The sequence below is a fragment of the Streptococcus sp. cx1 genome, from assembly GCF_052384325.1.
Taxonomy (GTDB): Bacteria; Bacillota; Bacilli; order Lactobacillales; family Streptococcaceae; genus Streptococcus; species Streptococcus salivarius_G.
Genome location: NZ_JBQSUN010000007.1, coordinates 1 through 12654 on the forward strand (window position 1 = coordinate 1; position 12654 = coordinate 12654).

Annotated in this window: 11 protein-coding genes, 3 tRNA genes and 3 rRNA genes; 15 read left to right on the top strand and 2 right to left on the bottom strand. The window is 41.8% G+C overall.

Annotated elements, in window-relative coordinates; translation table 11 throughout:
* Positions 1-146 precede the first annotated feature (146 nt).
* The 7 genes from ACT170_RS09095 (at position 147) to ACT170_RS09125 (ending at position 6023) form a co-directional block, all read left to right on the top strand.
* A 16S ribosomal RNA gene (locus ACT170_RS09095) occupies positions 147-1694 on the top strand.
* A gap of 54 nt (positions 1695-1748) precedes the next feature.
* A tRNA-Ala gene (locus ACT170_RS09100) sits at positions 1749-1821 on the top strand.
* Between the two features lie 146 nt (positions 1822-1967).
* Positions 1968-4867, top strand: a 23S ribosomal RNA gene (locus ACT170_RS09105).
* An 83-nt stretch (positions 4868-4950) separates the two neighbouring features.
* Positions 4951-5066: ribosomal RNA gene (gene rrf / locus ACT170_RS09110) — 5S ribosomal RNA — on the top strand.
* The 16S, 23S and 5S rRNA genes sit together here with 2 tRNA genes alongside, the layout of an rRNA operon.
* 5 nt (positions 5067-5071) lie before the next feature.
* A tRNA-Asn gene (locus ACT170_RS09115) sits at positions 5072-5145 on the top strand.
* Positions 5146-5256: 111 nt separating this feature from the next.
* Positions 5257-5592, top strand: coding sequence for a conjugal transfer protein TraF (traF, locus tag ACT170_RS09120; RefSeq protein ID WP_048790120.1), 336 nt, complete (start codon positions 5257-5259; stop codon positions 5590-5592).
* Positions 5593-5609: 17 nt separating this feature from the next.
* Positions 5610-6023, top strand: coding sequence for an acyl-CoA thioesterase (locus ACT170_RS09125; RefSeq protein ID WP_002884641.1), 414 nt, complete (start codon positions 5610-5612; stop codon positions 6021-6023).
* Positions 6024-6058: 35 nt separating this feature from the next.
* On the opposite strand, the gene ACT170_RS09130 is transcribed toward ACT170_RS09125, so the two are convergent.
* The gene (locus tag ACT170_RS09130) at positions 6059-6841 is read right to left on the bottom strand and encodes a protein-ADP-ribose hydrolase (protein WP_021143587.1); all 783 of its coding nucleotides are present in this window, start codon (positions 6839-6841) and stop codon (positions 6059-6061) included.
* A gap of 195 nt (positions 6842-7036) precedes the next feature.
* Here ACT170_RS09130 and trxA point away from each other — a divergent pair, with 195 nt between their 5' ends.
* From trxA to rsmA, 5 genes are all read left to right on the top strand, one after another.
* Entirely contained in the window at positions 7037-7351 is a 315-nt protein-coding gene (gene trxA, locus ACT170_RS09135) for a thioredoxin (protein ID WP_410532384.1), read from the top strand.
* 65 nt (positions 7352-7416) lie between these two features.
* Complete coding sequence (locus ACT170_RS09140) at positions 7417-7848, top strand: CoA-binding protein (RefSeq protein ID WP_444818237.1); 432 nt, start codon at positions 7417-7419, stop codon at positions 7846-7848.
* Between the two features lie 53 nt (positions 7849-7901).
* Positions 7902-8678, top strand: coding sequence for a TatD family hydrolase (locus tag ACT170_RS09145; RefSeq protein ID WP_148513088.1), 777 nt, complete (start codon positions 7902-7904; stop codon positions 8676-8678).
* Positions 8671-9231 (top strand): ribonuclease M5, encoded by a 561-nt coding sequence (gene rnmV, locus ACT170_RS09150; RefSeq protein WP_013991215.1) that lies wholly within the window; start codon positions 8671-8673, stop codon positions 9229-9231. Before ACT170_RS09145 ends, rnmV begins: the two co-directional genes overlap by 8 nt.
* Before the next feature lie 126 nt (positions 9232-9357).
* Positions 9358-10230, top strand: coding sequence for a 16S rRNA (adenine(1518)-N(6)/adenine(1519)-N(6))-dimethyltransferase RsmA (rsmA, locus tag ACT170_RS09155; RefSeq protein WP_038676803.1), 873 nt, complete (start codon positions 9358-9360; stop codon positions 10228-10230).
* Positions 10231-10269: 39 nt separating this feature from the next.
* Here rsmA and ACT170_RS09160 read toward each other — a convergent pair.
* Positions 10270-10352: transfer RNA gene (locus tag ACT170_RS09160), tRNA-Leu, on the bottom strand.
* A 136-nt stretch (positions 10353-10488) separates the two neighbouring features.
* Between ACT170_RS09160 and rsgA the strand changes: the two genes are divergently transcribed.
* Genes rsgA through ACT170_RS09175 form a run of 3 tightly spaced genes read left to right on the top strand, consistent with a single transcriptional unit; the run spans position 10489 to position 12653 of the window.
* Positions 10489-11361, top strand: coding sequence for a ribosome small subunit-dependent GTPase A (rsgA, locus tag ACT170_RS09165; RefSeq protein ID WP_038676801.1), 873 nt, complete (start codon positions 10489-10491; stop codon positions 11359-11361).
* A gap of 7 nt (positions 11362-11368) precedes the next feature.
* A complete protein-coding gene (gene rpe, locus ACT170_RS09170; RefSeq protein WP_148513087.1) occupies positions 11369-12028 on the top strand; it encodes a ribulose-phosphate 3-epimerase in 660 nt (219 codons plus the stop codon).
* On the top strand, positions 12021-12653 hold the full coding sequence (locus tag ACT170_RS09175; protein WP_104021373.1) for a thiamine diphosphokinase: 633 nt from the start codon (positions 12021-12023) through the stop codon (positions 12651-12653). Before rpe ends, ACT170_RS09175 begins: the two co-directional genes overlap by 8 nt.
* Position 12654 lies beyond the last annotated feature (1 nt).

Below are 12654 nucleotides of genomic sequence, written 5' to 3' on the forward strand. Positions count from 1 at the left end.
AGTTGTCTTAAGAGAGACAAAGACCTTTGAGAACTGAATAAGAAACCAAGTGCAGGGTTATGATAGAAGAATTATAACCTGTCAATTTACAAGAATAAATCGTCAGACGACGGTAATGAGTTAACGCTCGAACAATTATTAAAATTTTTAATGAGAGTTTGATCCTGGCTCAGGACGAACGCTGGCGGCGTGCCTAATACATGCAAGTAGAACGCTGAAGAGAGGAGCTTGCTCTTCTTGGATGAGTTGCGAACGGGTGAGTAACGCGTAGGTAACCTGCCTTGTAGCGGGGGATAACTATTGGAAACGATAGCTAATACCGCATAACAATGGATGACACATGTCATTTATTTGAAAGGGGCAATTGCTCCACTACAAGATGGACCTGCGTTGTATTAGCTAGTAGGTGAGGTAACGGCTCACCTAGGCGACGATACATAGCCGACCTGAGAGGGTGATCGGCCACACTGGGACTGAGACACGGCCCAGACTCCTACGGGAGGCAGCAGTAGGGAATCTTCGGCAATGGGGGCAACCCTGACCGAGCAACGCCGCGTGAGTGAAGAAGGTTTTCGGATCGTAAAGCTCTGTTGTAAGTCAAGAACGAGTGTGAGAGTGGAAAGTTCACACTGTGACGGTAGCTTACCAGAAAGGGACGGCTAACTACGTGCCAGCAGCCGCGGTAATACGTAGGTCCCGAGCGTTGTCCGGATTTATTGGGCGTAAAGCGAGCGCAGGCGGTTTGATAAGTCTGAAGTTAAAGGCTGTGGCTCAACCATAGTTCGCTTTGGAAACTGTCAAACTTGAGTGCAGAAGGGGAGAGTGGAATTCCATGTGTAGCGGTGAAATGCGTAGATATATGGAGGAACACCGGTGGCGAAAGCGGCTCTCTGGTCTGTAACTGACGCTGAGGCTCGAAAGCGTGGGGAGCGAACAGGATTAGATACCCTGGTAGTCCACGCCGTAAACGATGAGTGCTAGGTGTTGGATCCTTTCCGGGATTCAGTGCCGCAGCTAACGCATTAAGCACTCCGCCTGGGGAGTACGACCGCAAGGTTGAAACTCAAAGGAATTGACGGGGGCCCGCACAAGCGGTGGAGCATGTGGTTTAATTCGAAGCAACGCGAAGAACCTTACCAGGTCTTGACATCCCGATGCTATTTCTAGAGATAGAAAGTTACTTCGGTACATCGGTGACAGGTGGTGCATGGTTGTCGTCAGCTCGTGTCGTGAGATGTTGGGTTAAGTCCCGCAACGAGCGCAACCCCTATTGTTAGTTGCCATCATTCAGTTGGGCACTCTAGCGAGACTGCCGGTAATAAACCGGAGGAAGGTGGGGATGACGTCAAATCATCATGCCCCTTATGACCTGGGCTACACACGTGCTACAATGGTTGGTACAACGAGTTGCGAGTCGGTGACGGCAAGCTAATCTCTTAAAGCCAATCTCAGTTCGGATTGTAGGCTGCAACTCGCCTACATGAAGTCGGAATCGCTAGTAATCGCGGATCAGCACGCCGCGGTGAATACGTTCCCGGGCCTTGTACACACCGCCCGTCACACCACGAGAGTTTGTAACACCCGAAGTCGGTGAGGTAACCTTTTGGAGCCAGCCGCCTAAGGTGGGATAGATGATTGGGGTGAAGTCGTAACAAGGTAGCCGTATCGGAAGGTGCGGCTGGATCACCTCCTTTCTAAGGAAAAACGGAATGTACTTGAGTTTCTTATTTAGTTTTGAGAGGTCTTGTGGGGCCTTAGCTCAGCTGGGAGAGCGCCTGCTTTGCACGCAGGAGGTCAGCGGTTCGATCCCGCTAGGCTCCATTGAATCGAAAGATTCAAGTATTGTCCATTGAAAATTGAATATCTATATCAAATTCCATATGTAATTAATTACATATAGATAGTAACAAGAAAATAAACCGAAACGCTGTGAATATTTAATGAGTTAGGTCGAAAGACCAAAATAAGGTTAAGTTAATAAGGGCGCACGGTGGATGCCTTGGCACTAGAAGCCGATGAAGGACGTGACTAACGACGAAATGCTTTGGGGAGCTGTAAGTGAGCAATGATCCAGAGATGTCCGAATGGGGGAACCCGGCAGGTAATGCCTGTCACTCATTACTGTTAAGGTAATGTAGAGGAAGACGCAGTGAACTGAAACATCTAAGTAGCTGCAGGAAGAGAAAGCAAAAGCGATTGCCTTAGTAGCGGCGAGCGAAACGGCAAGAGGGCAAACCGAAGAGTTTACTCTTCGGGGTTGTAGGACTGCAACGTGGACTTAAAGATTATAGAAGAACTACCTGGGAAGGTAGGCCAAAGAGAGTAATAGCCTCGTATTCGAAATAGTCTTTATACCTAGCAGTATCCTGAGTACGGCGAGACACGAGAAATCTCGTCGGAATCTGGGAGGACCATCTCCCAACCCTAAATACTCTCTAGTGACCGATAGTGAACCAGTACCGTGAGGGAAAGGTGAAAAGCACCCCGGGAGGGGAGTGAAATAGAACCTGAAACCGTGTGCCTACAACAAGTTCGAGCCCGTTAATGGGTGAGAGCGTGCCTTTTGTAGAATGAACCGGCGAGTTACGATATGATGCGAGGTTAAGTTGAAGAGACGGAGCCGTAGGGAAACCGAGTCTTAATAGGGCGCATTAGTATCATGTCGTAGACCCGAAACCATGTGACCTACCCATGAGCAGGTTGAAGGTGAGGTAAAACTCACTGGAGGACCGAACCAGGGCACGTTGAAAAGTGCTTGGATGACTTGTGGGTAGCGGAGAAATTCCAAACGAACTTGGAGATAGCTGGTTCTCTCCGAAATAGCTTTAGGGCTAGCGTCGATGTTAAGTCTCTTGGAGGTAGAGCACTGTTTGGGTGAGGGGTCCATCCCGGATTACCAATCTCAGATAAACTCCGAATGCCAACGAGATATAATCGGCAGTCAGACTGCGAGTGCTAAGATCCGTAGTCGAAAGGGAAACAGCCCAGACCACCAGCTAAGGTCCCAAAATATATGTTAAGTGGAAAAGGATGTGGGGTTGCACAGACAACTAGGATGTTAGCTTAGAAGCAGCTATTCATTCAAAGAGTGCGTAATAGCTCACTAGTCGAGTGACCCTGCGCCGAAAATGTACCGGGGCTAAAACATATTACCGAAGCTGTGGATACCTTTATAGGTATGGTAGGAGAGCGTTCTATGTGCGAAGAAGGTGTACCGTGAGGAGTGCTGGAGCGCATAGAAGTGAGAATGCCGGTATGAGTAGCGAAAGACAGGTGAGAATCCTGTCCACCGTAAGACTAAGGTTTCCAGGGGAAGGCTCGTCCGCCCTGGGTTAGTCGGGACCTAAGGAGAGACCGAAAGGTGTATCCGATGGACAACAGGTTGATATTCCTGTACTAGAGTATATAGTGATGGAGGGACGCAGTAGGCTAACTAAACCAGACGATTGGAAGTGTCTGGCCAAGCAGTGAGGTGTGATATGAGTCAAATGCTTATATCTATAACATTGAGCTGTGATGGGGAGCGAAGTTTAGTAGCGAAGTTAGTGATGTCACACTGCCGAGAAAAGCTTCTAGCGTTAATTATACTCTACCCGTACCGCAAACCGACACAGGTAGTCGAGGCGAGTAGCCTCAGGTGAGCGAGAGAACTCTCGTTAAGGAACTCGGCAAAATGGCCCCGTAACTTCGGGAGAAGGGGCGCTGACTTATGGTCAGCCGCAGTGAATAGGCCCAAGCAACTGTTTATCAAAAACACAGCTCTCTGCTAAATCGTAAGATGATGTATAGGGGGTGACGCCTGCCCGGTGCTGGAAGGTTAAGAGGAGTGCTTAGCAATAGCGAAGGTATGAATTGAAGCCCCAGTAAACGGCGGCCGTAACTATAACGGTCCTAAGGTAGCGAAATTCCTTGTCGGGTAAGTTCCGACCCGCACGAAAGGCGTAATGATTTGGGCACTGTCTCAACGAGAGACTCGGTGAAATTTTAGTACCTGTGAAGATGCAGGTTACCCGCGACAGGACGGAAAGACCCCATGGAGCTTTACTGCAGTTTGATATTGAGTATCTGTACCACATGTACAGGATAGGTAGGAGCCTATGACCTCGGGACGCCAGTTTCGAGTGAGGCGTTGTTGGGATACTACCCTTGTGTTATGGCTACTCTAACCCAGATAGGTTATCCCTATCGGAGACAGTGTCTGACGGGCAGTTTGACTGGGGCGGTCGCCTCCTAAAAGGTAACGGAGGCGCCCAAAGGTTCCCTCAGAATGGTTGGAAATCATTCGCAGAGTGTAAAGGTATAAGGGAGCTTGACTGCGAGAGCTACAACTCGAGCAGGGACGAAAGTCGGGCTTAGTGATCCGGTGGTTCCGCATGGAAGGGCCATCGCTCAACGGATAAAAGCTACCCTGGGGATAACAGGCTTATCTCCCCCAAGAGTTCACATCGACGGGGAGGTTTGGCACCTCGATGTCGGCTCGTCGCATCCTGGGGCTGTAGTCGGTCCCAAGGGTTGGGCTGTTCGCCCATTAAAGCGGCACGCGAGCTGGGTTCAGAACGTCGTGAGACAGTTCGGTCCCTATCCGTCGCGGGCGTAGGAAATTTGAGAGGATCTGCTCCTAGTACGAGAGGACCAGAGTGGACTTACCGCTGGTGTACCAGTTGTTCTGCCAAGAGCATCGCTGGGTAGCTATGTAGGGAAGGGATAAACGCTGAAAGCATCTAAGTGTGAAGCCCACCTCAAGATGAGATTTCCCATGATTTTATATCAGTAAGAGCCCTGAGAGATGATCAGGTTGATAGGTTAGAAGTGGAAGTGTGGTGACACATGTAGCGGACTAATACTAATAGCTCGAGGACTTATCCAAAGAAAGTAACTGAGACATATTGACAACGATTTGGTTTCTTGATACAGTATAGATATTCAATTTTGAGTTGAGAATACTCAGAGTTAAGTGACGATAGCCTAGGAGATACACCTGTTCCCATGCCGAACACAGAAGTTAAGCCCTAGTACGCCTGATGTAGTTGGGGGTTGCCCCCTGTTAGATATGGTAGTCGCTTAGCGTTTATCCGCCATAGCTCAGTTGGTAGTAGCGCATGACTGTTAATCATGATGTCGTAGGTTCGAGTCCTACTGGCGGAGTATAGGTTTCATTGCTGGACGTAGGTCTAGCTTTTTTTGTTAAGTTATTTACTTGTTAAAACTCTTAATTTCAGATATGATATGATTATATTTTATTTGAGAGGTATTATTATGTCGAATTTTGCATCAGAGTTTACACCTATTTCTATTTCTACTGCTAAAGATAAAATTTCTTCTACAGATAAGTTTATTTTATTTATTGGCCGTCCTTCTTGTCCATATTGTCAACTTTTTGAACCTAAATTATCTAATGTTGCACGTAATTCAAATCTTACTATTTTCTATATTAATAGTGAAAATAGTGAAGAACTTGAAGATATTCAAGCTTTACGTAAAAGATATGGTATTGCTACCGTCCCAGCTCTCTTTGTTTCAGAAAATGGAACTGCTAAGGTTGTTTGTGACTCTTCTCTTTCTGAGGATGACATTTTAGATTTTATTTCTTAATCTTTTTGGAGGTTCTTATGTTTATTTGTAAACACGAGGTCCAGTATTATGAAACAGATCGAATGGGTATTACTCATCATTCCAATTATGTACGATGGATGGAAGAGGCTAGAACTTTTTTTCTAAGAGAGATAGGTTGGCCTTATGAAAAAATTGAAGAGGAGGGAATTATCTCTCCTGTTACTTCAATTTCCTGTGACTATAAAGCTACTTCTACTTTTGCAGATGAGATTTCTATTGAGATTATTGTTAAAAGTGTTAAATCTGCTAGACTTTCTTTTGTATACCATATGGTAAATCAGAATGGTGTTCTTGTTTGTACAGCTGCTTCTGAACATAGTTTCTTATCTAAGGATGGTGGTTTTGTTAATCTTAAAAGAGATTATCCCTCATTTTTTAATCTTTTAAAAGAGCATTCAGTTATGCAATAAAAAAAGAAGAAAATCATTTTGATTTTCTTCTTTTTTTATTCAGCAAGCAGTTTTTGATAAATTGCTAAATTTTCATCATCAAATACGTTAAATATAACTTTTTTTATTATACTTGATTCATCAATAAAGGTTTTGACTGTTTGAATGGCGATTTTGGCAGCTTTTTGTTTTGGAAAATTGAAATCTCCAGTTGATAGACATGGAATAGCTATTGATTCAATGTTATTTTTCTCGGCTAGTGCTAATACTGAGAGATAGCTTTTTGCTAAAAGATCCTCATCAATTTGTGTCGGTTGGTCTACTATTTTCGGACCTACTGTATGAATGACAAAAGCAGAAGGAAGATTGTAAGCTGGGGTTATTTTAGCCATGCCAACAGGTTCTTCATATCCTTGTTCTAAGATGAGTTCGAAACAAGCTTGGCGTAACTGAACGCCTGCATATGTATGAATAGCATTATCTACACAATCATGAAGTGGTTTCATACATCCTAGTAAGGTTTTATTGGCTGCATTTACGATTGCGTCTACTTCAAGTCTTGTAATATCCCCCTTCCAGAGGTAGATTCGATCATCTTGTGGGATAGGCTGGAGTGAACTGAGTTGTACAAATCCACGTTCCCCTTTCCTAACTTGTAGGTAAAGGTCTTGTATTGTCAAGAATTGTGTTGATGCTGCCATTGGTTTACGTGTATTAAAGAGCGCTCTGAGAAGCTTTTGCTTTTCTTCGAGTTCTTCTGGGATAATCAAATCATGTAATTCTAGATTTTCTTTTTTGAGTTCACCTATGAGATAGGTAATCATTGCATCTTTATCCATATTTACTCATTTCTATTTTTATAGTTTTTTTATTATTATACTCCCAAGATAGGCTGTGAGCAAGTAATGTCTATGATAGGCAATGACTAATATTTGATAAGAATTTTTTATGTATGTATCAAATTCTTGCAATGGCCTTTAGAATCATATAGAATAGGTCTACAAAAGTTTTATAATGTCTAGGAGGATGAATATATGACACAAGTAGTAACAGATGCTACATTTGAACAAGAAACAGCTGAAGGACTCGTTTTGATTGATTTTTGGGCAACTTGGTGTGGGCCTTGCTTGATGCAAGCACCAATTCTTGAGCAACTTTCTGAAGAGATTTCAGAGGATGAACTTAAGATTGTTAAAATTGATGTTGATGAGAACCCAGAAACAGCTCAGAAGTTTGGAATCATGTCTATTCCAACTTTACTCTTCAAAAAAGATGGTGAGTTTGTTAAGCAAGTTGCAGGTGTACATACAAAAGAACAAATTAAAGCTATCGTTGCAGAGCTTAGCTAACTAATCTTCACAGTCCCGTTTAGGGATTTTTATTTTTAATTTATTCGAACGACGAGGAGAGTCTTATGTCTTATTCATTTCAAAATCCTAGTGCTGAGGTTATAGAATCTTATTTAAAATCAGCAAAGACGATTGCAATTGTTGGTTTATCTCATCGTAAGGAGGCAGCATCTTATCAGGTTGCTCATTTTCTACAAGCTGCTGGTTATCGTATCATACCAGTAAATCCCAAACTAGAAGGTCAGGAGCTTCTAGGAGAGCATGTTTATGCTTATCTTAAAGATATCCCATTTTCGATTGATATTGTTGATATATTTAGACGAAGTGAGTTTTTACCAGATGTTGCTTATGATTTTCTTGAGACGGATGCAAAAGTTTTCTGGAGTCAAATTGCTCTTGAGAATGAGGAGGCTGAGACTATTCTTCGTCAAGCGAATAGACAGGATATTGTAATGAATCGTTGTACAAAGATAGAATATATGCGACTCTTTGTTTAATAAAATGAAAAGGTGAGTGAGCTATGCTCGCTCGTTTTTGTTATAATAGAGCTATGATTGAAATTTTTGATACGCATACCCATCTTAATGTGGATAATTTTGCAGGAAAAGAACAAGAAGAAATAGATTTTGCAGCTGAACTAGGTGTTGTTAAAATGAATATTGTCGGTTTTGATAAACCAACAATAAATAAATCTTTAGCACTATCAGAGAGATATGATCAATTATATAGTACGATTGGATGGCATCCTACGGAAGCGGGGTCCTATTCTCAGGAAATTGAGGATATGATTGTATCACAATTGGATAATCCGAAAGTAGTGGCACTTGGGGAAATCGGTTTGGATTATTATTGGATGGAAGATCCTAAAGAAACTCAGATTGATGTCTTTAAGCGTCAAATAGCTTTGTCAAAGGAACATAATTTACCTTTTGTTGTCCATACACGTGATGCGCTTGAGGATACTTACGCTGTTATTAAAGAAGTTGGTGTTGGTCCTCGTGGGGGGATTATGCACTCATACTCAGGATCCCTAGAAATGGCTCAAAAATTTGTTGATCTTGGAATGATGATTTCATTTTCAGGTGTTGTAACTTTTAAGAAGGCTTTGGATGTCCAAGAAGCTGCTCAGAAGTTACCTTTAGATAAGATTCTGGTTGAAACGGATGCACCGTATTTGGCACCCGTTCCCAAACGTGGTCGAGAGAATCGTACAGGCTATACACGTTACGTAGTAGACAAGATTGCTGAGCTTCGTGGTTTAACAAGTGAAGAGGTTGCTAGGGCTACTTATAATAATGCGATGAGGATTTTTGGGCTGGATGAATAAAATAAAAATTCAAGAAGTCATCGTGGTAGAAGGTAAGGATGATACTGCAAATTTGAGACGCTTTTATGAGGTGGATACCTATGAGACTAGAGGCTCTGCTATCAATGAAGACGACTTAGAGCGTATCAATAAGCTTAATGATTTACGCGGGGTGATTGTTTTTACTGATCCAGACTATAATGGTGAACGTATCCGTAAAATCATCATGGAAGCTGTTCCGACAGCAAAGCATGCTTTTTTAAACCGTGGGGAAGCAACACCAAAATCTAAGACTAAAGGTCGTTCATTGGGTGTTGAGCATGCGAGTTTTGAGGATCTTCAAAAGGCCTTATCTGGAGTTCTAGGTAGTTACGATGATGATAATCAGTTTGATATTAGTAAATCAAATCTTATGAAGTTAGGACTACTAATGGGAGCAGATAGTCGAAAGCGTCGAGAATATTTGGGCGAGGCGCTTCGTATTGGTTATTGCAATGGAAAGCAGCTTCTAAAACGTTTGGAATTGTTTGGAATCACTCTAGAGGAGCTGGAAGAGGCTATGTCAAATTATTAGACTACCAGTAATCTTAAAATCAAATCGCTATTAAGTAGCTTATTATAGAGGTTGGGATAATTAAGAATTTGGACCTATTTTTTGTCCAAATATAAAAATCGTGAAATTAATAAGAAAAGAGAATAAATGAGAATTGCAGATTATAGCGTGACCAAGGCTGTCCTTGAACGCCATGGCTTTACCTTTAAGAAGTCTTTCGGACAGAACTTCTTAACAGATACAAATATTTTACAAAAAATTGTTGATACGGCAGAGATTGATAAAAATGTCAATGTAATTGAAATTGGACCTGGTATTGGAGCATTAACAGAATTCTTGGCTGAAAATGCTGCGGAAGTTATGGCTTTTGAAATTGATGATCGATTGGTTCCGATTTTGGAGGATACATTACGTGATCATGATAATGTTAACGTGATTAATGAAGATGTTCTCAAGGCGGATTTACAGACACGAGTAAAAGAATTTAAAAATCCAGAACTACCAATTAAGGTCGTAGCCAATTTGCCATATTATATTACGACGCCAATCTTGATGCATTTGATTGAGAGTAAGATTCCTTTTGCAGAATTTGTCGTTATGATGCAAAAAGAAGTCGCTGACCGTATTTCTGCAGAGCCTAATAGTAAGGCTTATGGTTCTCTATCAATTGCTGTTCAGTATTATATGATCGCTAAAGTGGCATTCATTGTCCCTCGTACAGTCTTTGTACCAGCCCCTAATGTTGACTCAGCTATTTTGAAGATGACGCGTCGTGAACAACCGTTGGTTGAAGTTAAAGATGAGGATTTCCTTTTCCGAGTGGCTAAGGCTAGCTTTGTCCATCGTCGTAAGACATTGTGGAATAATTTAACAAATCATTTTGGTAAATCTGAGGAAGTGAAAGCCAAACTTGAGCAGGCTTTGGAAATTGCAGATATAAAACCTTCTATTCGTGGAGAGGCTTTATCTATTTCTGATTTTGCACACTTATCAGATGCTTTGAGAGAAGCAGGCCTATAATTCAAAAATCCCACTGAGATTCAGTGGGATTTTTAGCTATGCGGAGAGAGGGATTTGAACCCTCACGCTTGAAAAAGCACATGCGCCTGAAGCATGCGTGTCTGCCATTCCACCACCTCCGCAGATGATATGCCTATTATACTGCAATCTATTGAAAATGCAAGGAGGCCCATGGGAGATGGAAGATCCGTTTTTTTGTTCCAGAAAAGCTTTCTAATTTGTGATATAATAGGGCTATTAAACGAATGAGGAGTTCACTTGCAAGGAAGAATTATCAAAGCACTGGCAGGTTTCTATTATGTAGAGCATGATGGTGTTGTATACCAGACGCGTGCACGAGGAAATTTTAGAAAAAAAGGACAAACACCTTATGTTGGAGATTTTGTTGAATTTTCAGCAGAGGAAAATTCAGAAGGTTATATCCTTAAAATTGGTCAACGAATCAATAGTTTAGTGCGTCCACCCATTGTCAATATAAATCAGGCTGTGGTTATTATGTCTGCCAAGGAACCGGATTTTAACAGTAATCTTTTGGACCGTTTTTTGGTTTTACTAGAGCATAAAAATATAAAGCCTGTAATCTATATTTCTAAGATGGACTTGGTTGAAGATGATTCAGAAATGAAAGCTATTCAAAAACAGTATCAAAAAATTGGTTTTGATTTTATCTTCAGTTTGGAAGAACTATTGCCGCTCTTGACTGATAAAATAACAGTCTTTATGGGACAGACAGGTGTTGGAAAATCAACCTTGTTGAACCGTATTGCCCCACAGTTACATATAGAAACAGGTGAGATTTCAGACAGTCTAGGTCGTGGACGTCATACTACAAGGGCTGTAAGTCTTTATGACGTTCATGGTGGGAAGATTGCTGATACACCAGGATTCTCTTCGCTAGATTATGAAGTGGATAATGCAGAGGACTTGAGTGAAGCTTTTCCGGAAATCCGTCAAGCTAGTCATGGCTGTAAATTCCGTTCTTGTACTCATACCCATGAGCCTTCTTGTGCTGTTAAGGATGAGGTTGAAAATGGCCAGATCTGGCAAGTCCGTTATGATAATTACCTTCAATTTTTAAGTGAAATTGAAAATCGTCGTGAAACATATAAAAAAACTGTAAAAAGAAAGTAGGTCTCTCATGTCATATAAAATTGCTCCTTCTATCCTAGCTGCTGATTACGCTAATTTTGCTTCAGAGCTAGCTCGTATTGATGCATCAGGTGCGGAATATGTTCACATTGATATTATGGATGGTCAATTTGTTCCTAATATCAGTTGGGGAGCAGATGTGGTTGCTAGCATGCGTAAACATAGCAAGTTAGTTTTTGATTGTCACCTTATGGTTGTTGATCCTGAGCGTTATGTGGATGCCTATGCACAAGCTGGTGCAGATATCATGACCATTCATGTTGAAGCCACTAAGCATATCCATGGTGCCCTCCAGAAAATCAAAGCTGCTGGTATGAAAGCAGGTGTTGTGATTAATCCTGGAACCCCAGTTGAGGCACTTATTCCTATACTTGATTTAGTGGATCAAGTACTTATCATGACTGTAAATCCAGGTTTTGGTGGTCAGGCGTTCATTCCAGAAATGATGTCTAAAGTAGAGCGTGTTGTGGAGCTTCGTGAAAAAGGTGGCTATTCATTCGATATTGAAGTTGATGGTGGTGTAGATAACAACACTATTGCAGCATGTGCCAAGGCGGGGGCTAATGTTTTTGTAGCGGGCTCTTACCTCTTCAAAAATCCTGATTTGACAGCGCAAGTTCAAACGCTTCGTGATGCTATCGATGCCTAAAATAGCTTTATTTGTCGGTGGTGAGCTAGAGTGGTTCGCTACCGATTTTGATTATTTTGTTGGGGTGGATCGTGCGTGCTTACGTTTGTTGGAGTTAGGTTTACCTCTTGATTTGGCTGTCGGAGACTTTGATTCAGTATCTCGGTCAGAGTTAGAGATGATTCAATCAGCTGCCAAAGATTGTATGATTGCTCCAGCTGAAAAGGATGATACGGATACAGAGTTAGCCCTAAAAATTATATTTCAGCTATATCCTGAGGCGGAAGTAACTATTTTTGGTGCTTTTGGTGGCAGAATTGATCATATGTTATCAAATATATTTTTGGTCAGCGATCCTGAATTAGCTCCTTTTATGAGGCGTATCTGTTTGCGAGATAAGCAAAATAAGATTACTTATTATCCAGAAGGAAGTCATAAAGTTTTACCAGAACCCGGAATGACATATGTTTCTTTTTTACATGAAGGAGATGGAGAACTGACGATTTTGGGAGCAAAATACGAATTAACTAGTGTAAATTATTTCCAAAAGAAAGTCTATTCTAGTAATGAATTCGTTGATAGTCCGATTCAAGTGCTTGTGCCAAATGGATATGTGATTGTCATTCAGACTAAAGATAGGAGTTAGT